The sequence below is a fragment of the Odoribacter sp. N15.MGS-14 genome (assembly GCF_000980245.1).
Classification (GTDB): Bacteria; Bacteroidota; Bacteroidia; order Bacteroidales; family Marinifilaceae; genus Odoribacter; species Odoribacter splanchnicus.
This window is the reverse complement of sequence record NZ_LARE01000024.1, coordinates 1-23087: the sequence shown is the minus strand read 5'-3', so window position 1 is coordinate 23087 and position 23087 is coordinate 1. Positions and strand designations below refer to the sequence as shown.

Here is a 23087-nt window from a genome sequence, read left to right as displayed (position 1 = left end):
ATCACATTAAAATGCAATTACTCTGTTTTTATAAATGGTTATGGATCAAAAGTATCGTTTCATTCTTAATCTATACTTGTTTTATATATAACTGCCAAAAATTATTCTCAGCTTATACAGAGTTATAAATTCTTTAACCAATCACAACCTACTTTATAGTATTTCCTTTCTACTTTTTCGCTCCCTAAAGCGTATATACTCCATAACAAAAATGAAAATGTAAAAAACCAAATAGGTAGGATTATGAAAAAAAAAGTTTTAATCGTATTATTTTCTGTGTTTGTGGCAGGGTTTTATGCACAAGCACAGAAAGTAAATGTCGTATCGGTATCGAAAGAAAGGGATATCCATAATTTCTATACCATGATGAAAGAAGCCTTTCCACTGGCTTACAATGACCCGGCAGCTCCACGCTTTATTTTCTTCGATGACAACAAAAATTTTATTTTCGGTGTCGGGGGATACGTTCAGTTGTCAGGAGTTTACGACTTTAACGGCGTAGAAGATTACAATTTTTTTACAACTTCGACTATTGCCATGAAAGGACATCAACCCGGTGCCAGTTACGGTATGACAGTCGGACAATCCCGTTTGTTTTTTAAATTAGTAGGCAATACGGATGTAGGACGTTTAGTGTCTTATATCGAAATGGAATTCCAGGGGCCGCAGAACACCCCGAAGCTCCAGCAAGCTTTCGTACAATTCAAAGGTTTTACGCTGGGACAAGCCTGGAGTACTTTCGGCGATATGACAGCCGTACCTACAACTATCGATGAAGAAGGACCGAGTAGTGGTATCGAAATCCGTCAGCCGATGCTTCGGTATACTTACCATATCAACGATCGATGGCAATCTTCTTTAGCCTTGGAATATGCCAAAGCATCGTATACAACCGGGAAAAATGCCGAATCCATCCGGCAGAAAGTTCCGGATATTCCTTTGAACATACGCTATACGATGAAAAACGGGAGCCACGTTCAGGTAGGAGCTATCTTAAGAAATATCAGTTATAAAAATGTAGTGAAAGATAAGGATAAAATCAGAACCGGTTGGGGTGTTATGGGGAGCGGTAAATTAAATATCACCTCATCGACCAGTTTTCTGTTTCAGGCCGAATATGGTAAAGGGATTGCCAATTACATTCAGGATATCTCGGGTATCGGTTATGACCTGATCCCGACAGCAGACGACAATGGAAATCTGAAAGCTCCCGGTATGTGGGGCCTGTTCGGCGCTTTCCAACACAATTGGAATCCTAAGCTTTATTCGACGATCACCTACAGTTATGCCCGGCTTGAAGCCCGCGGCAACCTGGAAGGGGATACTTACAAATATGCACAATATGCAGGAGCTAATCTATTATGGAATTTTACGGAATTCGGAACTACCGGCATAGAATATGTTTTCGGACGCCGTAATAATTTCAACCACGACTATGGCAATGCCAGCCGTATCAATGCTATGATTCAATATCGGTTCTGATTATTTACCGAAATAGATCGGCAGGAAGAAAGCCAAAAGGTTTGAGTTTATAAAGTTCATAAAATTAGTATTCCCCCTGCATGGCACCTTGTTTATAGGACTTTCAGTCCCGGTCGGTCGCATTAACGACCATAAGGAAATGACCGCAGATTCAGAAACTCTAAACTTTATGAGCTTTATAAACTAATTTAATTCTAGAATTATTCCGGTATTTGTTCGTCTTCGGTGTTCATGTTCGGTGACCCGGTCGCTTCTGTCGGTCATCTAGCTTTTTCTTTCACTGACCGGCGGAACTCCTCACTTCGTTCGTCAGACACCACCGGTCGGGCGTTCAGAAAAAGCAAGACGACACTCGCCAGAGCTCCAATGGTCTCCGAACACGATCACCTTCGACTGATCTTATCACTTCATGGAAAACGAATCAGGATCTGAAAAATAGAAATCACAACGGAATAAGGGTTTTCCATTCCTTATGTCAGAAATCGAATTAAAATCAAAGGTACTGAAGACGCTCCGATAAAGTAACTCAGCAATCCATATCACGATAGAGGTGATCCGGTATTTCATTTTACAAAACTTTCCTTATTCTTCCTTTGCTCTGTAGCGCAAACGGAAGATGCAGGGTTTTGTGCCGGAAGACCCTTGGAGCAGGAACGAGGGTCCGGTTAGGTTTTCCGAACGCCCGACCGGTGGTGTCTGACGAACGAAGTGAGGAGTTCCGCCGGTCAGTGAAGGAAAGCCTTAACGGACCGTTCCAGGCGACCGGGTCTGACGACACAGAACCCGAAATCGGAATAGAAAGAAAAAATAAAACCTACCTTTTTTCAGAACCCACTATTCAGGTTTACAGGGCAAACGTCATTGCTGTAGCAATACCGATACTTCCTGACGGTCCTTTTTCAGCTGTTCGCTCAATTCGTCGATTCCGTTGAATTTTCGTTCACCCCGGATACGGGCAATAAGTAAAAGCCGGATTTCTTTACCATAGATGTCGGCATCGAAATCAAAGATATTCACTTCGATCCGCACCACGCCGGAACAACTGACTGTGGGGCGTACGCCAATATTGAGCATACCACGATATTCTTGTCCTTCAACCTTCACCTTTACAGCATACACTCCGGCGGCCGGCAATAGTTTACGGTCATCGTTCAACCGGATATTGGCGGTCGGGAAACCCATACTCCGTCCTATTTTATCACCGGTAACAACTTTTCCACTAACAGAATACGTATACCCCAGAAATTCATTTACCCGATCGATATCTCCGATTTGCAAAGCATTCCGGATTTTTGTGGAACTGATATTGATTTGGTTCTCTTCATATACTTCTTCCTGTTCGAGGTAAAAGTGATAACGGTCAGCTAATTCTTTCAGTTTTTCAAAAGTTCCCTCCCGGTTTTTCCCGAAACGATGGTCATACCCCACGACCAAACCTTTTAAACCGATTTTATCGACCAAGATATGACGTACAAAATCTGCATATTCCAATTCGGCCAGCGAACGGGTGAATTGCAGGACGACCAGATGTTCCACTCCATAAGTGGCGAGAATAGCAGCCTTTTCCTCCAAAGTGGTCAAAATCCCCGGCCTTTTTTCCATCGGATAGAGTACCTCCCGGGGATGGGGCTCGAAACTGATGATAACAGTCTCTCCCTTCAAATTCCGGGCCACTCTTTTCAGTGACTCGATCACCTGCACATGCCCTTTATGCACTCCATCGAAACTACCGATGGTTACTACCGGATTGACTATTTGTAAATTTTCGGTTCCGTAATGTATCTGCATCTCAAAAAGTGAAAAGTGAAAAGTAAAAAGTGCTGTCATACACCTTCAACTCTCCGGTTAGGAGGACAAAAATACGAAATTGTTATTATAGTGATAGCGGTTACACCGGTTTATTTGCAATTCAGCCTAAACCCATGTAACCGCTATCCGCAAAATATTCGGAGGAGTGATTATTCTATCCGCACTTCGATGTTCCACAAGTTTTACAGATCAGACAACCTTCCTGATAAACCACCGGAGAGCCACAATTCTCACATTTTTCGCCGGTAGCCTCTGTTCCGTTGGGAATATATTTCTTTAAGGCTCTTTCGACGCCATTCTTCCAGGTATTGATATTTTCGTTATCGAATTCCATAGAAGCCACCAGTTCTACAGCCTGATGCACCGGCATACCGTGGCGTAAAACCCCGGAAATCAATTTGGCATAATTCCAGTATTCTTTATCGAACTTATAAGACAATCCTTCTACCGTCGTTTTAAAACCCCGTTTATTCTGAAACTGGAAGTCATACCGGGAATTTCCTTCAGCATCATAATGCTTGACGATCTTACCTGAAGTAACCGCTTTGGGCAGCATAATTCCTTCCTCATCATCGGCGATACCGGTAAATATCTCATAAGGCCGACCGTTATACAAACCGATAAAAGCAATCCATTTTTCTTTGTTATTCTGGAAACGCACGACATCGGCATCCAGCTCCATCGGACGTTTTGCCGGCATTTCATTGGGATTGGCTGTTTGCTTTTTATCTTTATTGGACACCAACACACCGGCCCGTGAACCGTCACGATAAACCGTACATCCTTTACAACCGCTCTTCCAGGCTTCGATATAAAGATTACCGACCAATTCTTCGGTTACATCCGAGGGTAAGTTGACCGTAACACTGATAGAATGGTCCACCCATTTCTGCACCTGTCCCTGCATACGTACTTTAGCCACCCAATCGATATCATTGGAAGTTGCTTTATAATACGGCGACTGTGCTACCAATTCATCGATTTCCTCGTCGGTATAACGTTTAGTGGTATCATAACCATTCGCTTTCATCCAATCAGCAAACTTGTGATGGAAAACGATAAATTCCTCATAGCTATCCCCTGACTCATCCACAAAATCGATACGTACGTTCTGATCGTTCGGGTTTACCTTTCTTCTCCGTTTGTATACAGGCAGGAACACAGGTTCGATACCGGAAGTCGTCTGAGTCATCAGGCTGGTCGTTCCGGTTGGTGCGATCGTCAGACAAGCAATATTCCGGCGTCCGTACTTCACCATTTCGGCATACATATCGGGATCGGCCTCGCGTAAACGCTTGATGAAGGGATTATTCTCTTCCCGGCGGGTATCGTAAATCTTAAAAGTCCCTCTGTCTTTTGCCAGATGTACAGATGCCCGATAAGCTTCGACCGCTAAAGTCTTCTGAATATCTACGGCAAAATCGATCGCTTCTTCACTTCCATAACGCAGACCCAAAGCAGCCAGCATATCTCCCTCGGCCGTAATACCCACTCCGGTCCGCCGGCCTTCTTTCGCTTTCTGTTTGATTTTCTCCCATAAACGAATTTCTACCCCTTTCACTTCTTCACTCTCAGGATCTTCGTGTACCTTATCCAGAATAGCATCGATCTTCTCTAATTCGAGATCGATAATATCATCCATTATCCGCTGAGCGATAGCTACATGTTTCTTGAACAAAGGGAAATCGAAAAAGGCCCCTTTAGTAAACGGATTCTGTACATAGGAATACAGATTTATAGCCAGCAGCCGGCAAGAATCATAAGGACATAAAGGAATTTCACCGCAGGGATTGGTAGAAACCGTACGGTATCCTTTATCTGCATAACAATCGGGTACACTTTCGCGGATGATCGTATCCCAGAAAAGGATACCGGGTTCAGCCGATTTCCAGGCATTGTGTACAATTTTATTCCACAATTGGCGTGCATTGATCTGTTTCCGGTTTTTCGGTTCATCGGAATAAACCGGATATTTTTGTTCATATTCTTCGTCGTTGATCACCGCCCGCATAAATTCGTCATCGATCTTCACGGATACATTCGCTCCTGTTACTTTTCCTTCGGTCATCTTTGCATCGATAAAGCTTTCCGAATCAGGATGATTGATCGACACACTCAGCATCAAAGCCCCACGCCGACCGTCCTGAGCAACTTCCCGGGTAGAGTTAGAATACCGCTCCATAAACGGAACGATACCGGTAGAAGTCAATGCAGAATTTTTTACAGGCGAACCCTTCGGACGGATATGAGACAAATCATGTCCCACTCCACCCCGGCGTTTCATCAGTTGCACCTGTTCCTGATCGATTTTCATAACTCCACCGTATGAATCCGAAGGACCTTCATTTCCGATCACGAAACAATTAGAGAGAGAAGCGATCTGAAACTCATTTCCGATACCGGTCATAGGACCTCCCTGCGGCACAATATATTTAAAATCCCGTAATACCTCAAAAATTGTATCCTCACTCAGCGGATTCGGATAACGGTTTTCTATTCTGCTAATTTCTTTGGCTAACCGACGATGCATATCATCGGGATTCTTTTCAAAAATATTCCCATAAGAATCTTTCAATGCATACTTATTCACCCAAACCCGAGCAGCCAATTCATCGCCGTTGAAATAATTCAATGAACTCTGAAACGCTTCTTCTTGCGTATAAGTATCCTTCCCCTTTGTTTCGTATTCATTCATAGCATATTGATTTAATAGATTTTTTCTGCGTTAGGATATTGCAAATATATAGAAAAATAGATCAAAGGTGATAACTTTTTTCCATGATTTTTTCGACAAGTTTTCCAAAACAAACCGATAATCATTTATTTATCAATAAAATAAAAAGTTACCAACAGGTTAAAAGTTTTCCAAAATATAGTTTTGATGAATAACAGAAATGAAACAAACAAGTATTTTAACAGAAATAGTTTTCAACAAAAGGACGCCCGGAACAAGCATCGGAAAACAGAGTTGTCAATTCAATTCTACAAGTTCCCGGGGAATCTGCACCAGCAACCGGCTATGCTCGAAGTCGATCTCGCAGATATAATTTTCGGAAAGAGGTAAAAGAATCTCCTTATTCATAATGGAAACCGTCAGCACAACATTACCGGAATAATCGGCAACATCCGCAACTTCTCCCGTTTCTTCAGAAACCTGATCTTTCACTTCAAAACCGATTAATTCGAAAATATCATAACCTGATTCTTCCGGTTCCTGTCCCTCCAGCAATTCTTTTTCGAAGAGGACTTCACATCCGACAAGCCGTCCTGCCTGGGCTAAGGTATCGACATAGTCGAATTTTACAATATAAGAAGTATGATTACGGACCGTCAAGCCTTCATCAGCTATAAAAAAAGGAACCGGCGCTCCGTCCAAAAGGAGGAACACCGGTTCGTCTGCATATTTTTCGAGCAGATCACTATCGGTAGTAATAACCACTTCCCCTTGCAGGTTATGTGTTTTTGCAACTTCTCCGACTTTAAAGCAATCTTCCCGTGTAATCATTACCAGAAAATTATTCAGCAGCAGGAGCTTCGGCAGCAGCTTCCTCAGCTGGAGCAGCAGCAGCTTCTTCTTCAGCTTTCTTAGCAGCTTCAGCAGCAGCTAATTCAGCTTTTTTCTTAGCAATTATTTCTTCTTTCGCAGCACGAACTTTAGCTTCGGCTTCCAAAGCAGCTTTAGCAGCTGCATCACCGGCCTGAGCCAATTTCTGAATTTTAGCCTGTATTTTAGCTTCTTTTTCTTTCATCCAGGCTTCAAATTTAGCTTCAGCAGCAGCTTCATCAAAAGCACCTTTTTTTACGCCTTCCAACAGATGTTTTTTCAACAATACACCTTTATAGGACAAGATTCTTGAAGCAGTATCGGTAGGCTGTGCACCAGTCATCAACCAATACAAAGCTCTGTCGAACTTGAGATCGATAGTAGCCGGGTTAGTGTTCGGATTATAAGTTCCGATTTTCTCAATGTAACGACCATCGCGTGGTGCTCTACTATCTGCTATCACTACATGATAGAATGGACGACCTTTACGTCCGTGTCTCGCTAATCTGATTTTTGTAGACATTGTTTCTAATTAAAAAAATTAATACTCTCCCCATACTCGATAGGGATTGCAAAGATATATGAAAAAGCCGGAAGTAAAAAATGAATGTCAAAAATATTTCGCCCGGAGTATATCTAAAACCGAATATCCCCACTCTCAATCTTCTAAATACCTATATATTGGTATTTAAAAAAGTGAAAATAAGCTCTATTTTTGACCGAAATTTAAAAATCGGAACAATGAAACATATTTTGTTATTTATCATGCTGACAACTATTACAGCTTGTCTGTTGACATCCTGCAAATCCAAAACGACTCAATCGGCCACGTCACAATCCCAAATGTCACAATCCCAGATTCTGGAAGTGGACGACATATTGGCCCGGGCCGACAGTCTGACCGGAAAAACTTTCACGACAGAAGCGCTCTGTACGCACATCTGTGCTCACGGAGGCGGCAAAATCTTCCTGATGGGTAGCGACGACACAAAAACCATCCGTGTAGAGGCCGGCACGAAAATCGGCAGTTTCAAACCCGAAACCGTAAACAATCTGGTCCGGATAACAGGAAAATTAGTCGAACAGCGAATCGATGAAGCCTATCTGACCGAATGGGAAGCCCAGGTGAAAGCCCAGACTGCGGAGAAACACGGTACGACAGAGCAAGGATGTGCATCCGAACAAAAAGCAAGGGGAGAAGCGCCTGCCAACAGCATCGAAGAACGGATCACCAATTTCCGGCAAAGGATTGCCGACCGTCAAGCCAAAGAAGGCAAAAATTACCTGTCTTTCTATTACATTGAAGGAGATACATACGAAATTGTCGAATAAATTATGTCACAAAAATCATATTCTGATATCATCCGTAAATGGAGCAGGTTACTTCATCGTGACCTCTCCTTTTTTTTTGCCGGCATACTGATGATTTATGCCATCTCTGGTTTTATGCTCAACCACAAAAAGGATTTCAATTCCGATTATCTCATCCGGCAAAAACAAATTCGGTTTACCGAGCCAATCCCGGCGAATCCCCAGGAAATAAACCGGGAATTTGCCGAAAGACTGTTAAAAACAATCGGAGAAGAGAACCGTTACCTGAAACATTATTCCCCTGAACCGGGATGCATCAAAATCTTCATAAAAGGAGGAAGTTCCCTGGTAATCCATACTGAAAGCGGAGAAGGGATCTACGAGTCAATCAAAAAACGGCCGGTTATCAGCTGGTTTAATCGCCTTCATTATAATCCGTCTCGTTGGTGGACTGTATTTTCAGATATTTTCATTTTGTCTCTACTGATAATTACCTTCACTGGTTTGATTATGATCAAAGGCCCCAAAGGTTTCTGGGGACGCGGAGGGATCGAATTCGCACTCGGTTTGCTCATTCCTATCGGGTTCATATTCTTTTCCTGATTTTCAAATCGCAAAAGTAAGGGCCAGATGCCATGCATTTCTCTGGGGACTGTCGGAAGATGCCAGTCTCCAGGTTGCATCAAGGCCGATCCCGTGCCATTTCATCCCGCCTCCCAAAGCCGTACAGGCAAATATACCTTTCGCAGGTCTGCCACTCCGGTATCCGCCCCGTAAAAATATCTTCTTCCGGAAAGAATACTCTACTCCTGCACTTCCCAAAGTACAAAATCCATAAGCCAATTCCTGATGGGCTATTCCTCCGGTACACATCACCCGATGTGCCCCCTGTTCCCAACCGGCACTCACGGCGTACTCGATTTTTAAAGGCAGATAAGCCTCACCGATATTCGACAGCTGCATTCCCGCCTGCCAGAAGTAAGGACGTCCGGCAAGCGAATCGCGATAAAACAAAGACAGATCACAAGCTACATATGTTGTCAATAATGTCTTTTGGTCCAGGCGGAAATAGCGGCACGTCAGTCCGGCCGCCAGCTTTCCTCTCCAAGCATAAGCATATCCGGCATCCACTTCCAAGGCGTAAGGAGTAAAACGGCTCTGAAGATTTCCTTCTTCATCAGTCAATTCGACAGTAGGCAGATTCAGATAACGCACTCCGGTAAGTACAGCCTGTCTTCCTCCGAATGTAAACAGCCCTCCGGCATCATGTATCCAATGCCGATCCGCCAAATTCCATCCCGGCATCCAGGAAGAAACCGCATAACCGGCAATAACCTTCGCATCAGCCAGGGCCCCCTGTGCCGAATTTCTGAACACAGCAAAAGCATCCGGCCCCCAGGCAACCCCGTTGCCTCCCAAAGAAGCTGTAACCGTCCCGGCAGCCGAATACGTAAATAAACCGGCATCAGCCACCGACTGTGCGGATAATCCGAATGCCTGACAACATATCACCACTATATAAAAAATACGATTCATTATTTCATTGCTTTATTAGAGTTCGGGTATAGGTTTCCTGCATATATTCCAATTGTACGACATACGTTCCTTTTTTCAAATCGGAAAGGTTTACCTCCGCCGGAGCAAAAGGTCCGATCGGCGCATTCACCTTTTTGACCAGTTGTCCGTCCAGCGTCGAAAAAGTCAGGTAAATAGTTCCTTCCACGTCCCGCCCCATCCGGACATTCAGTTTATCCGTAACCGGATTGGGATAAAAGGTTACCTCCTGCCGATAGTCATGGGTCATCACCCAAAAATCAGTTTCCCCGGCAAGCCCTTCAGCATCCGTCGCAGTGATTTTCACTTGGGAAAGACCGAATTTCAAGGGTTTCAGCCTAAATTCTCCCTGCCCGGAAGTTAAAGTCAAATAGGCCGGATCATATTCATAAGCATAACTCAAGCCTCCGGGACCTTCATCAGTAAAATGAGAGGCCAGCGACACCGTGCGCACTTCCTGTAAGGAACCGAACCATATATTTTCAAAAGGAGATTGCAAACGGGGACTCTCGTTCGGCTCCAGAACCACCGTAAATTCTTTGGAAGCCATTGCTCCCCCGCTATCCGTCACTTTCAGACACAAACGATATGTCCCGGCCTGAAATCCATAATTACGTATTTTTACCGTAATCCGGTCATTCAGTTGTGTCGATTCCGCCAGATGGTTTTCATCTTCCAATTCATAATTAAATTCCTGGTTTTCAGGATCTGAAATCCGGAAGACTATTTCTCCGGTTTGGTTATACTTCAAAGTAAGCGCTTGTTCCTCATACTCAGAAGTAATCGTCGGGGGTTCATTGTGCGGCGACACAAAAGAAACCGTCGTAGTCCCGGAATAATGTCCCCAGGGATCAATAGCAACAATACCTACATAATACCGGGTTTCTCCCCGGATAGCTGTCAGCCGGCACGTCATCGTATCTCCGACCTGCCCGGCCCTGGGAACAGTAACCCGAACCGAAGCTACTCCTTCGGGTAACCGCCCGGGATCCAATTGCCCCAAAGGTTCTTCACTCCAACAAACCAAATACTGAAAAGGTTTGCCATCATCTTCATCGGCCGAGATCTGCCAGGTCACTTCAACCACTCCGGAAGTATTTCCGCAGTATAAGGTATCGACAGCCTGAGGAGCGATTCCCTGATCTTCAGCAAGAGCCAAATAGGCATCAGCGGCCCCTATCCCCAATCTACCCGCATACTCCGGATTATAAACATCGATGTCCCGGGTTCCCTGATACAGGTGAGCCAAAAGTTTTTCCGGAGTAAATCCGGGACCTCCGAATTGGGATACGATTAAAGCAGCGATACCCGAAACATGAGGACAAGCCATGGATGTCCCCTGCATATAGCCGTACTGGTTATCCGGCAAGGTGCTGTATACAGGGCATTCATCGTTATACTTCCTTCCATAGCCGTATGTCCCGCCCGGAGCTGCGATATCGACCCAGTCTGCAAAATTGGAATACCAGCTTTTTTTATAATCGGGAGCATAAGCCGCAACAGAAACGACTTTTTCATAAGCTGCCGGATAAGTCCGGTAATCTTTATCCTCATTACCTGCAGCAAATATAACGACTCCTCCTTTCATCGGCCCTGTCTGCTCCCCCCGTTCATCGACTCCGGCATACTGAATAAAATAATCGATCGCTTCCTGATCTGCCCGGGGTAAATAAGTGATATTTTCATACCCCCAGCTATTCTGAGCGATAACCGCACCGGCATCCGCTGCATATTTGATCATTTCCGGAAAAGAAGCAGAAACCTCCCGGCCATCTATCGTCCCGAACAGCTGACAACTCAACAACCATACTCCCGTATTTCCGCCATGTCCACCGGCAATACCGCAAACACCGACACCATTGTTATTCTCAGCCCCGATAGTACCGGCAACATGGGTCCCATGATCATCCGCTTCGATCTGATTCGTTCCATTGATAAAATTCCATCCATACCTATCATCGATATACCCATTCCCATCATCATCGATCCCCGGCTCTCCGAATAATTCTGCAGGATTTCCTACATTTCCGCTCAAATCCTCATGCCGGTAATCAATACCTCCGTCGATGACCGCCACAATAACTTCCCTCGACCCTTGATTTTTTTGCCAGGCTGCAAATAAATTGATATCCGCTCCTTCCACTGAATTCGGTAACTCTCCGGTATTGGAATAATGCCACTGCCTAGAAAGTTCCGGATCATTGAAAGGGGCAGTCCCATCCGAACTCCGTTCCCCGGCAGAGCGGACAGGAACCGTTCCCTCTCCTCCCGTATTACGGATAACGTATACCGGTTCTGCAATCTCAATCTCCGTTGTATCTCCCAATAAGGCGAGTGCACGGGTCACAGGTGTCTGTTCGTCGAACTCGACCTCATACCAAAGATGCAGACCCGCTTTCCGGGTCCTTTCTTCAAATTTCCCGGCAAAGGGAAATAACCGTTTCATAGATACGATCCGGATATCTCCGGTTCCGGCACGGGTATATACCGTCTGCTCAGCTTTCCCGGCAAACCGGGATTTAAATTTTAAACGAAGGCGTCCTTTTTGCGCCTGCATCCCGATCGGAGTATCCTGTACAGAAGTTTCAGATACGATGATTTCCTCCCGGGCACAGGCCATCATGAACAGTCCGAATACAGACAGGAATAATGTTCTAAATTGTATCATACAAAATTTCAATTAAGCATGCGAAGTAAAGCTTTCTCTATCGATTTTGTAATCACAATTTTTAGGTATTTTAAACTTTCTACCCCATCCGGATTTTCCGACTATTCTGGTAAATACATCCTGTTTTTACCCCCAAATCAAGTAAGCATACCCTGTTATTCCAGTAAAAAATAACAATAAATGGGGATTTTTTTTCTCTGACAGCTTTACAAACTTTGCGATCTCAAATTAAATTTTAATAAAAACATGAAAACACTATGGGTAATCATTCTGGTTTTTGTTTTGACTGATAATCTGACCGGTCAAAACACAAGAAAGAATACATTCCCCATCCGGATTACAGTGTGCGATTCTATCAATCATGAACCCCTTTTCCTGGCGACAATCAGCCTGACACAGGATAATCATAAAATCATTGCAGGAAGCAGCAACGCACAAGGCGAATATTTATTCCCCTCCGTTCAGACAGGAGTCTATAAATTGAAAGTCAGTTTTATCGGTTATAAAACTTATACCGACACCATCCGGATTACAAGTGATTTTTCCCTGCATATTCTGCTGGCTCCCGATCAGGTTGTCATGCAGGAAGTTATCGTTACCGCCCGGGAGTCTCATGGTATGACTTCCTCCTCGATAATCGACCGCAAAGCCATGGAACATCTTCAACCTTCCAGTTTCAGCGATCTTCTGGAATTGTTACCGGGGGGACGTTCATCGGATCCGGCCCTAAATCAGGTCAACCCGATCCGGTTGCGGGAAGCCGGCGAAGGTTCTTCGAGTTCCGACTACGATGTCGCTTCCCGCGGTATCGCTTTTTTCATCAACGGTACGCCGATCAATACCGGAGCCGATATGCTGTACGTCAGCGGTGAAGCAAGTACAGACGACCGGAAAAGAAGTACCGTAAACCGGGGTGTCGATATGCGCAGCATTTCTACCGATGGAATCGAACAAGTGGAAATCATCCGGGGTATTCCCTCGGTAGAATACGGAAATCTGACCAGCGGAATCGTAAAAATCAAACGTAAAATGGGAGGTAACCATTTCAATGCCAGATTTAAAGCAGATGAAAGCAGTAAATTGGTTTACCTGGGAAAAGGATTCGAATTTCCGAAACGGCAAATCAAAATCAACAGCGATATCGACTGGCTGGATGCCAAGGCAGACCCCCGGGACAATCTGGAAAACTACAAACGCCTGACCTTTTCCCTCCGGTTGGAAAAAACCTGGAAAACCGGTCCGTACAATGTCTTTTACAGTACTCACGCCGATTATAACGGTTCGTTCAATACCGAAAAAATCGACCCGGACATCAATCGTCATAAAGAAGACAGTTACAAATCCAGAATCAACCGGCTGTCCTGGATCAATAATATCGAATGGCAATCGGAAAACCAAACCGCATTTTTCAATTCCTTATCTTTTAATAGTTCTGTCAGTTTTTCCAAAGACAAGGTCGATGAGGTACGCTATAATTCTCTCAGCCGGGCCATGGCTGCTCCGAACAGCAATGAAGCAGGTGAACATGACGGCGTCTTTCTGCCCTTTCAATTCGTGGGTACTCAAAAAGTAGACAACCGTCCTTTCGGAGCCTATGTCCGGTTGACGGGTAATTTCAGGTTATTTATAGCCAAAACAAGACAGGAACTGAAAATAGGGACAGACTGGCAGATGGATAAAAATTTCGGAGAAGGACAACTTTATGATCCCCTGCGGCCGGTCAACTATACCTCCATCTCTACACGTCCCCGTCCCTATAACGACATACCGGCAGGGCACGACCTGTCTTTTTTCGCCGAGGATTATTTTACATTACCGGTCAGTACCCATACACTGGAAATACAGGCCGGAGTCCGGGCTTCTTCCCTTCTGAATCTACCGAAAGCATATAAACCACAACAAATTTATTTCGATCCACGTGTCAACATGAAATGGCTGTTTCCCGCTTCCTTCATCGGAGACCAGAAACTAAGCTACGAAATAGGGGGAGGGATCGGATGGCATTCCATGATGCCCTCTTTGACTCAATTGTATCCCAATCTGTTATATGAAGACATCATACAGCTGAACTATTATCACAACAATCCGGCTTACAGACGTCTACAGATGATCACCTACATCATCGACCGGACGAACCCCGATTTGTCGGCTGCCCGGAATGTCAAATGGGAAATCCGGGGGAATATAACATATGCTGAAAACAATCTCAGTGTCACCTATTTTAAAGAAAATATGACTTCCGGTTTCCGGACGGGAACCCGGATGCTACCACTGGCTTATAAAACATACGATAACAATTCCATCGATGCAACGACTTTAGACGGTCCCCCCGATCTGAACCAGATGACTTATACACAAGATACCCTGATGTGTATATACGGCATCACGACCAATGGGACAAAACTCCGGAAGACAGGCGTCGAGTTTCAGTTTTCAAGTAAACGGATTCCGGCTTTGGCCACCCGGATCACCATTTCAGGAGCCTACTTCCGGACCGTCTATTCCAACAGCCAGGGCTACTATGAAAGCAGTACCAAGATCATCAACAACCGACGGTTACCTTATGTCGGCTGGTACACCGATCCCGACGGATACATCAGAAGAAGCTTCAATACAAATTTTATGTTCGACACCCATATTCCCAACCTGAAACTAGGCTTTTCCCTGTCGGCACAATGCTTGTGGTTCAGCGATCAGCAAACGGAATGGAAAAGCGGGATTCCCGAATATTATGTAGACAGTCAGGGCAATAGTTATCCTTATACCGAAGAATCCAGCCAGGATATGTATTTGCAATGGCTGAAAAAATCATACAATGAAGCCCTCTTCGACCGTACAATCAGCGAGGCCTTCAATGTCAATTTCAATCTGAAAGTCACAAAACAATTATATAGAGACCGGATCAATCTGGCACTTTTTGTCAACCGCCTGATCAGCTGTCATCCCGATTATACCTCCAATGGAGTAAAGGTCAGACAGATCGGTCAATCTCCTTATTTTGGTATGGAACTAAATTTTAACATTTAATATTATGAAATCTAAGTACAATCTATTTCAGGCCATTTTATTGGCATTAATCATTCCTTTCACATTCACAGCCTGCGAGGATGATGATAAAGCAGTCCCCGAAAGTCAGGTAAGCTGGACGCTGTCGCTACCGGAAGATATCGAAAACCCGACCCTATCGGATCTGAAGGTAACCCTCACCAACATCAACACCAACACCCAATACGATGGCAGTGTCAGTATGAACGAACAAACCATCACCGTCACGGCAACCGTCCCGGAAGGTTTATACCGGCTTATTGCAGAGGGAAAAGTCAGTTACACGATCAGTGGTATCCAGACTCCGACAGTTGCCAATATCCGTGCTTATCAGGAATCGGTAACCATCAGCGGAACGACAGTGACCCTGCCCGCACAGGTCATGTCTTTCTATACCCCCTCTACCAACGGTTTCGTCATTGAAGAGATCTATTTCGCCGGTAGTACGACTCCGTCCGGAGACCAATACAGCGCAGACCAATACATCAAAATTTACAACAACTCTTCAGAAGTACTGTATGCCGACGGTCTGGCAATTCTGGAATCGGAATTTATGACCGTAGACAAGCAAGATTATACCCCGGATATTATGGAACAAGGGTTCTCTGTAGACTTCATTTTCGTCATTCCGGGTTCCGGTCAGGATCATCCTGTACAGCCGGGCGAATCCCTGCTATTGGCCCTGGATGCCAGCAATCATACAGAAGCCAATCCCAACTCATTCGATCTGAGTGTTGCAGACTTCGAATTTTATGACGAATCTTCGAACCCCAACTTTTTGGATACAGATAATCCGGAAGTACCCAATCTGGACAAATGGTATTCTTACACCCTTACTTATACCGGCTTACACAACCGGGGATTCCACAGCTATGCCTTAGCCAAAATGGAAACAGACAAAGAAACTTTCCTGAAAAAATATGCTTATACAGCCAATTACACATTCGTTTTTGGCGATTTTTCAACCCCCATGGAAACAGAAACCTATTACGTTCCTAATTCCTGGATCATCGATGCCGTCAATCTAAGCATAGAATCCGACTTTCAGTGGATCGTCACCTCTTCTTCTCTGGATGCCGGCTGGACACACTGCGGCAGTATAGATCACGATCCCAATCGGTACAACAAATCCGTACGGCGGAAAGTCGAATCGACAGTAAACGGACGTAAAATATTAAAAGACACCAACAATTCGACAGAAGACTTTGAAGCCGATGCGACCCCGTCTCTGAAAGAATAAACAAACATCCATGAAAAGGAACGGTTATCTATTCATCATATTATTTTTGTATACGACACCGATCTTAGGAATAGAGAAGGACAACCCGGACAGCCTCCAAGCCGTCCGGGAATGCCTTTCTCCTCTGTTCGCCTTCGGAGAAAAGTTATATGCCAATCCGGCCTTGCAACCCTATGCCCGGCAATTCAGTCTCTCTTCTCTCCGGTTAAGCGGAGAATACAAAAATGAAAAGGAAGCCGTTATCGTACAACAAGGGAACGGATACCGGCAAGGAGTATTCCAGGCCGAAAGTTACCTCCATCTGAATCCCCGAACAACCGTTTGGGGGCATGCCGGATACCGGTCCGGAAAAATCAAATCGGTTTGCTGGAACGAAACTTCCGATTTCGAACTGCTGTATCCATACATTATGGCCGACACAGCCGGAGGCGACCTGAATACCGAATCCTATACATTCTGCGGAGGCTACTCGCGAATCTACAAACGCTTTTCCTGGGGACTCAGCGGAGACTACCGGGCAATGATCGAATACCGGAAAACCGATCCCCGGCCGCGCAATATTGTTTCCGACCTGAAACTGTCGGGAGGTGTAGCCTGGCAGGTCCATACCCGATACCTCATCGGAGCTGCGGTTTACGGAAGGATTTACCGTCAACGGAACAGTATCAAATTTTTTTCGGACCTGGGCGTATCCAAAGTGTATCAAATGCTGGGATTAGGTATGTATAGTACCCGGTTTTCAGACGGAAATACGGGAATACAATACGACGGAGGAAGCATCGGAGGAGGTATCGACCTCGCTCCGTACGACCGGCAAGGTTTTTACGGCAGTGCCCATTTTCACAAGCTGAACATCAAACGAACCATGCTGGCTCACAATTACCTGCCATTGACCCGATTGAACGAAAACAGCATCCAGGGCACCTGGGGATGGAAACGGTCTGCCCCGGGACATCAGCAGGGTATCCAACTGGAAGGACTGTACCATAAACGAAAAGGTACTGAATTTGTCTACGGAGAAGGCAGTAGTAGCAATTATCCGAAAATCAACGATTTGGAACAATACAGCAATAAAATATATGCCTTGTTGTTAAATGGAATATGGGGCTGGGGAAATGAACAGCAGGATATACTATGGGTAGAGCCGCGGATCGGTTTCCGCTCTGTCAGCACAGGGTATCTGTCCCCCTCTCTTTCCCTGAAAGATTCCAAATATCAGGGAGGTCTGTCCGTTTCATCCTTGCTGATGCTCAGAAAATCATTGTTCCGGATTTCCATCGCGGGCGACTATTTCGGAACGACAACCAGCCATTTGGATATCGACCGCTTAAGTTCCGAAGAACTGATCAAAAATGCCGTCCGGCAGCAATATGAAAACCTGAAAAGCGATTTCAGCCGCTACGAACTGTCCATCGTATGGAACCGTCCGTTAAACCATACGTTCGCCTTATCCACAGACATCGGCTGGCAACATTGCAGGTTCCGGAATCATAATTATTCTGACCGGATCACGGTCGGCTGCAGTCTTAAATTCTAATTCAATTCAATATGCAGGATAATATCATCGAATGCCAAAACCTGACTCACTACTATGGGAAACGGCTGATATACGAAAATTTAAGTTTTCAGGTTCCCCGGGGTCGTATCCTGGGTTTACTGGGTAAGAACGGAACCGGTAAAACCACAACGATCAATATTCTCAGCGGATATTTACAGCCCTATTCCGGAGAATGCCGGATATTCGGGGAAAATATCCGGAACATGAACCCTCAGACCCGGCAACGGATGGCTTTGCTGATCGAAGGGCATGTACAATACACATTTATGACGATCAAAGAAATCGAACGGTTTTATTCCGCTTTCTTTCCGGCCTGGAATAAAGATGCCTACTACGAACTGATGCACAAACTGAAAGTCGCTCCCGGACAAAAAATCTTACGGATGTCCTGTGGCCAGCGTTCACAGGTAGCTTTAGGACTAATCCTCGCTCAAAATGCAGAATTACTCGTTCTGGACGACTTCTCGCTCGGTTTGGATCCCGGTTATCGCCGGCTGTTTATCGAATACCTGAAAGAATACGCTAAAGCCGAATCGAAAACCATTTTCCTGACTTCCCATATCATCCAGGATATGGAACGTCTGATCGACGATTGTATCATCATGGATTACGGAAAAATTCTGATTCAAAAACCGGTAAACGAGTTACTGAACACCTTCACCCGTTACCGCTTTACAACCGGGAGCGGAGAAGTACAATTACCGGCGGATCCCCACCTCTACAATACCTCCGTAATCCGCGGGCATGCCGAGACCTATTCTTTTCAGAATATGGAATATGTCAAACAGTGGCTGGCACAAAACGGAATCCCACACACTTCTTTGTCCGCTGAAAAAATGAATCTGGAAGACGTTTTTATCGGGTTAACCGGAAAATATTGAATTTATGAAAAAAGCAATTTTTTACAAAGAATGGATCAAAACACGCCGTTATTTTCCTATCGCTTTAATCGTATCGGTCATATTCATCATTTACGCCCTGCTCGGGATACAACGAGTGATCAATTTCAGGGGGGTAGCCCATTTATGGGAAATCCTGTTGAGCAGGGATGTCGTTTTTATCGAAACTTTAACCTATATCCCCCTATTGACAGGACTCTTGCTCGCCATTGTCCAATTTGTGCCCGAAATGCAGCAAAAACGGTTAAAGCTGACTCTGCATCTTCCATATCCTCAAAACCGGATGTTAATGCTGATGCTGATTGCCGGTCTGAGTGAACTGATCGTCATTTATCTCATCGACTATCTCATCCTGTATGTTTATCTTCAAAATATACTTGCTCCGGAACTAACCGACCGCATCCTGCTGACCTCGCTTCCCTGGTATATTGGCGGTATTACTGCCTATTCCCTGACAAGCTGGATTTGCCTCGAACCGACCTGGAAACGGAAGATTCTCAATTTTTTTATCAGTTGCGGTATTATACGGATTTTTTTCCTCTCGAATGTTCCTCAGGCATATGACGGATTTATATGGATCCTGCTTCTTTTTACCGGTTTCACATTCATATTGCCTTGGCTATCTGTCACACGCTTTAAAGCCGGAAAACAAGACTGATCATCATTAAAAAATAAAATCAATGGCACGCTATAGTAAAATATTTTTCGTTTTTATCATCCTTGTCTTATCCCTTTGGCTCATTCCCTGGTTTTACCATTTCATGACCGCCCAGCCAATACGCAATCCTTTCACTCTATACAGCTGCATCATCGATGATTTTGCCTGTCTCGACTACAGTGAAAACAAAGGGGTACAATACAAAGACCGGAACGGACATCTTTATTCCGATCGTCAGTTCGACAGCATATTGCCTTTCTTTTATTACCATCAGCTCGCTTCCGACGGCCGCCTGCCGGACAGCCTGAACGGAATAAAACTAACTCCGCAAAAAATAGGATTGACCAATTTCATTTTCAGACAATCCGCTTCGGACATAAATAAAACGGTTCCCCGCTTGTATCCGCTATTGGAAGCGATGTCCGGACGGGTAGACCTGCAAATGCCGGGAGACGTATTCCGGCTAAACAACCGGATCGAATTTATAGATATGGCAACCAACACCATCCTGGAAAAGAAAAGTGAAATTTTTACCCAGGCAATGAAAAAGAAAGACTTTCGTTTTCCGGTCCGGTGTATCGGAGGCAATCCCACTGTGAAAAAAGAGTACGATGAAGGATATTTTCTAACCGATTCGGATCACCGGCTTTTTCATCTGAAACAATTGCGCGGACGTCCTTATTTTCGTCCGATCCCCTTACCCAAGGGAATTGAAATCACACATATTTTCGTAAAAGAATATCCGAACCGTAAATTTTATGCACTACTGACAGATCAGGAAAATAATCTTTGGGCATTATCCAATCCGGATTATCAGTTATATCCCCTACCGATAGGAAAATACGATCCCCGGCAGGACGATATACAAATTATCGGAGATCTTTTCAACTGGACCGTCAGCATCGACAAAAAAGACGGAGAACATATTTTCGCTCTCGACGCAACGGATTATTCTTTGATCGATTCCCTGACCTATCCGCAACAAAGTAGCATGGCCTCAAAAATCGGACATTACTTTTTCCCGGCAGAGCTGTCTTTTACCTCGTATGACGACCAATATGTCTATCCCCGGTTAGGAAACTATTCGGTCAAAGCCCTTTGGGTACCTACTCTGCTTATCCTGCTGTTCTTAGGCAAGTACTATAAGAAAAAAACAGTTCATTGAAACCGTGACTGCTTTCTCCCGTCCCCTGCTTCTCAACGGGAGAAAGCCGGTTTTATCACTAAAATAGAAAAATAGGTAAACGAATGCCCTAATATTTCTTCCCGCACAGAAGAATAATATTCCTGTCCTGTTCCCACTTGTTCGAAATAATAATAGTGTAATTCAGGATGCCGGGCTATAAAAGGACGCAATACCGCCTCGCCCAAAGGTACTTTCATGATAACGAGTGTACGCTTGGCAACTATAGTTTCCAGCAGTTCTTCGACAATCACATCCCCGGGAATCACCAACAGTCGTTCCTGCTGTTTTACCAAATGCAATCCGACAGATGCCCCGGCAGCAATAAAAGCAGGTACACCGGCGATCATCGCAACCGGAAAACCGGCCTGCGCAAGCTGCCCGTACATATAATGAGCAGAAGAATAAAAACAAGCGTCCCCTTCAGCTGTAATCCCTACTGATTTTCCTGATCTGACCAATTCCAATACCTCTCCGCAAACCCGGTCATAAGCACACAAAGCTTCCTGCCGATCCCGGGACATCGGCACCTGAAATAGACGAATTTTAGTTTCATCGACCTCCAATTGCCGAAGAATATCCAAAGCCCGGGATTTCATCCGCCCTTCGCCGGATTTCGTCCCCGGACAAAAAATAACCTCCACGGCATTCAAAGCCTTCAACGCTTTTAAAGTAATCAATTCCGGATCTCCCGGTCCCAGCGATATTCCAAAAATCTTACCTGTATTTTCCATACTATCATATCTCTGCTTTATCCTCCGGCAAAAGTCATAAAAAAAACAAAACAGTCAAAATAAAACTCAAATCTCTCATCATTTTTACCCACTCCAGACACGTTTTTTCAGAAACAAATATTCTGAAAAATACGGATTATCGGATTTCTCTTCTACTAGTCAAAAATCTTCTATTTGCTGGCTGGAGGAAATAAGTACCCCCTTACTGCGACTTCTGACGATCTCTTTGACTTCAGGAGTCATTTCTTTGGCATGCCGCATAATAAAGGAATGAGCCACATCACCCGCAATCTGGGGACAAAGATGTAAAGCCGAAAGTTTATCGAACCATACATTGAAATACTGAGCCGGTTCCCCGGAAAAGTCTTTCAATTCCTGAGCGATTTTCTCATTCCAATAGGAAATTTCGTACGTTTTGTAACGATAGACCTTATTATAAATCATAGAGTCATTCTTGGGTAATATCTCATCGAAGATATTAAAGTCTTCGGGAATTTCACTCTGATCCTGGGGATTCAGCAAAGCATGATACACCGGATAATAGAAATAGGATACAGCCAAAGGTACTTTCACCTGCAGTTTGAACAAATCTGCAAAATCCCGGTCATAACCGGATGAATCAGCTTTCAAAAAATCTTCAATCAATCCATCATTATAGCCGACAATCGTATCCAGCAACTCTTTAAATTCAGCCGGAGTATAGATAAATAACTCTTCCGTAGAGGGGAACCATTGATTCTCGTAATAATGTATCATCATGCGAGTCTCTTTATTGATGCCTTCAGGAAATACAACCGACCCATATTCGCCATTTTTTATTTTGGCTGCATCCATTTCAACCCTGAGTTTCATGCCGGGTGCCAGATACAAAGGAAAAGCGGCTTTCCCATTCATCAGGCGCACATAAGTCCCTTCATCCAACTCCAAACATGCAGAAAATCTGCCGGCCGAATCAAGCTCCGCTTTAACTAAAGAATCCCGGCCGGAAATCTCAAAATATATTTTATTTCCCTTGTAATTTGTCAGCTTACCGTTTACCGTAACCTTTTGCTTTACATCCGGATTGCATGCCCCAAGACATGCAATCCATAAAATAATGACTATATATCTCATTCTTCCTCAACCAAACTGAAAATATACTGAATTTTTGCATCCCACATCAGGGCTTGGGGGTCGTCCTTGAAAAAATCATATATTTCCATAAAAAAGTCAACCGGTGCATAATCGAATACGGTTACTTCCAATGTTTTTTCATCTTCCAATATCCTGAAACCGACCTGAGCTTTCCTTTCGTTGACTGTACTGGCAGAAAAACTGACATTGACTTTGCTCATCTCGATCAAAGAATACACGACACGGGTTGACAAACCTGTACGTACAGTTGTATCACACACATAGACCA

Annotated in this window: 17 protein-coding genes and 1 pseudogene; 9 read left to right on the top strand and 9 right to left on the bottom strand. The window is 44.5% G+C overall.

The annotated features are described in order from the left end of the window. Positions 1-243 precede the first annotated feature (243 nt). Positions 244-1482, top strand: coding sequence for a DcaP family trimeric outer membrane transporter (locus tag WS34_RS07215; RefSeq protein ID WP_046403983.1), 1239 nt, complete (start codon positions 244-246; stop codon positions 1480-1482). Positions 1483-2340: 858 nt separating this feature from the next. Here WS34_RS07215 and WS34_RS07210 read toward each other — a convergent pair. From WS34_RS07210 to WS34_RS07195, 4 genes are all read right to left on the bottom strand, one after another. Next, positions 2341-3309 carry a bifunctional riboflavin kinase/FAD synthetase gene (locus tag WS34_RS07210; protein ID WP_229032342.1) on the bottom strand — a complete coding sequence of 323 codons (969 nt, stop codon included), beginning with the start codon at positions 3307-3309 and terminating at the stop codon, positions 2341-2343. Between the two features lie 136 nt (positions 3310-3445). Next, positions 3446-5986 (bottom strand): adenosylcobalamin-dependent ribonucleoside-diphosphate reductase, encoded by a 2541-nt coding sequence (locus tag WS34_RS07205; RefSeq protein WP_046403982.1) that lies wholly within the window; start codon positions 5984-5986, stop codon positions 3446-3448. Between the two features lie 276 nt (positions 5987-6262). After that, positions 6263-6796, bottom strand: coding sequence for a ribosome maturation factor RimM (rimM, locus tag WS34_RS07200; protein ID WP_046403980.1), 534 nt, complete (start codon positions 6794-6796; stop codon positions 6263-6265). A 10-nt stretch (positions 6797-6806) separates the two neighbouring features. Then, on the bottom strand, positions 6807-7358 hold the full coding sequence (locus WS34_RS07195) for a 30S ribosomal protein S16 (RefSeq protein WP_013612576.1): 552 nt from the start codon (positions 7356-7358) through the stop codon (positions 6807-6809). Between the two features lie 218 nt (positions 7359-7576). On the opposite strand from WS34_RS07195, the gene WS34_RS07190 reads away from it, so the two are divergent. Next, positions 7577-8167: a hypothetical protein gene (locus WS34_RS07190; RefSeq protein WP_022160280.1), complete on the top strand. Its 591-nt coding sequence runs from the start codon at positions 7577-7579 to the stop codon at positions 8165-8167. A gap of 3 nt (positions 8168-8170) precedes the next feature. Beyond that, the gene (locus WS34_RS07185) at positions 8171-8749 is read left to right on the top strand and encodes a PepSY-associated TM helix domain-containing protein (RefSeq protein ID WP_013612578.1); all 579 of its coding nucleotides are present in this window, start codon (positions 8171-8173) and stop codon (positions 8747-8749) included. 3 nt (positions 8750-8752) lie between these two features. On the opposite strand, the gene WS34_RS07180 is transcribed toward WS34_RS07185, so the two are convergent. Both WS34_RS07180 and WS34_RS07175 read right to left on the bottom strand, forming a co-directional pair. Beyond that, on the bottom strand, positions 8753-9682 hold the full coding sequence (locus WS34_RS07180) for a PorV/PorQ family protein (protein WP_046403978.1): 930 nt from the start codon (positions 9680-9682) through the stop codon (positions 8753-8755). A 4-nt stretch (positions 9683-9686) separates the two neighbouring features. Beyond that, the gene (locus WS34_RS07175; protein ID WP_046403976.1) at positions 9687-12368 is read right to left on the bottom strand and encodes a S8 family serine peptidase; all 2682 of its coding nucleotides are present in this window, start codon (positions 12366-12368) and stop codon (positions 9687-9689) included. A gap of 246 nt (positions 12369-12614) precedes the next feature. Between WS34_RS07175 and WS34_RS07170 the strand changes: the two genes are divergently transcribed. The 6 genes from WS34_RS07170 to WS34_RS07145 are packed head-to-tail and all read left to right on the top strand — an operon-like array spanning position 12615 to position 20933. Further along, the gene (locus WS34_RS07170; RefSeq protein WP_046403974.1) at positions 12615-15395 is read left to right on the top strand and encodes a carboxypeptidase-like regulatory domain-containing protein; all 2781 of its coding nucleotides are present in this window, start codon (positions 12615-12617) and stop codon (positions 15393-15395) included. 4 nt (positions 15396-15399) lie between these two features. After that, on the top strand, positions 15400-16653 hold the full coding sequence (locus WS34_RS07165; protein WP_046403972.1) for a DUF4876 domain-containing protein: 1254 nt from the start codon (positions 15400-15402) through the stop codon (positions 16651-16653). Between the two features lie 10 nt (positions 16654-16663). After that, positions 16664-18190 carry a DUF6850 family outer membrane beta-barrel protein gene (locus tag WS34_RS15480; protein ID WP_286693663.1) on the top strand — a complete coding sequence of 509 codons (1527 nt, stop codon included), beginning with the start codon at positions 16664-16666 and terminating at the stop codon, positions 18188-18190. 11 nt (positions 18191-18201) lie between these two features. Next, positions 18202-19092, top strand: coding sequence for an ABC transporter ATP-binding protein (locus WS34_RS07155; RefSeq protein ID WP_046403970.1), 891 nt, complete (start codon positions 18202-18204; stop codon positions 19090-19092). 4 nt (positions 19093-19096) lie between these two features. Next, positions 19097-19768 carry a hypothetical protein gene (locus tag WS34_RS07150; protein ID WP_022160274.1) on the top strand — a complete coding sequence of 224 codons (672 nt, stop codon included), beginning with the start codon at positions 19097-19099 and terminating at the stop codon, positions 19766-19768. Positions 19769-19790: 22 nt separating this feature from the next. Then, positions 19791-20933 carry a DUF4857 domain-containing protein gene (locus WS34_RS07145; protein ID WP_046403969.1) on the top strand — a complete coding sequence of 381 codons (1143 nt, stop codon included), beginning with the start codon at positions 19791-19793 and terminating at the stop codon, positions 20931-20933. Between the two features lie 32 nt (positions 20934-20965). On the opposite strand, the gene WS34_RS07140 is transcribed toward WS34_RS07145, so the two are convergent. The 3 genes and pseudogenes from WS34_RS07140 to WS34_RS07130 form a co-directional block, all read right to left on the bottom strand. Then, positions 20966-21685 carry a precorrin-2 C(20)-methyltransferase gene (locus WS34_RS07140; protein ID WP_046403968.1) on the bottom strand — a complete coding sequence of 240 codons (720 nt, stop codon included), beginning with the start codon at positions 21683-21685 and terminating at the stop codon, positions 20966-20968. A gap of 159 nt (positions 21686-21844) precedes the next feature. Further along, a complete protein-coding gene (locus tag WS34_RS07135; RefSeq protein WP_022160271.1) occupies positions 21845-22798 on the bottom strand; it encodes a DUF4369 domain-containing protein in 954 nt (317 codons plus the stop codon). Next, positions 22795-23087 (bottom strand): annotated as a pseudogene (locus tag WS34_RS07130) (hypothetical protein); the annotation flags it as partial. The pseudogene WS34_RS07130 and the gene WS34_RS07135, both read right to left, overlap by 4 nt.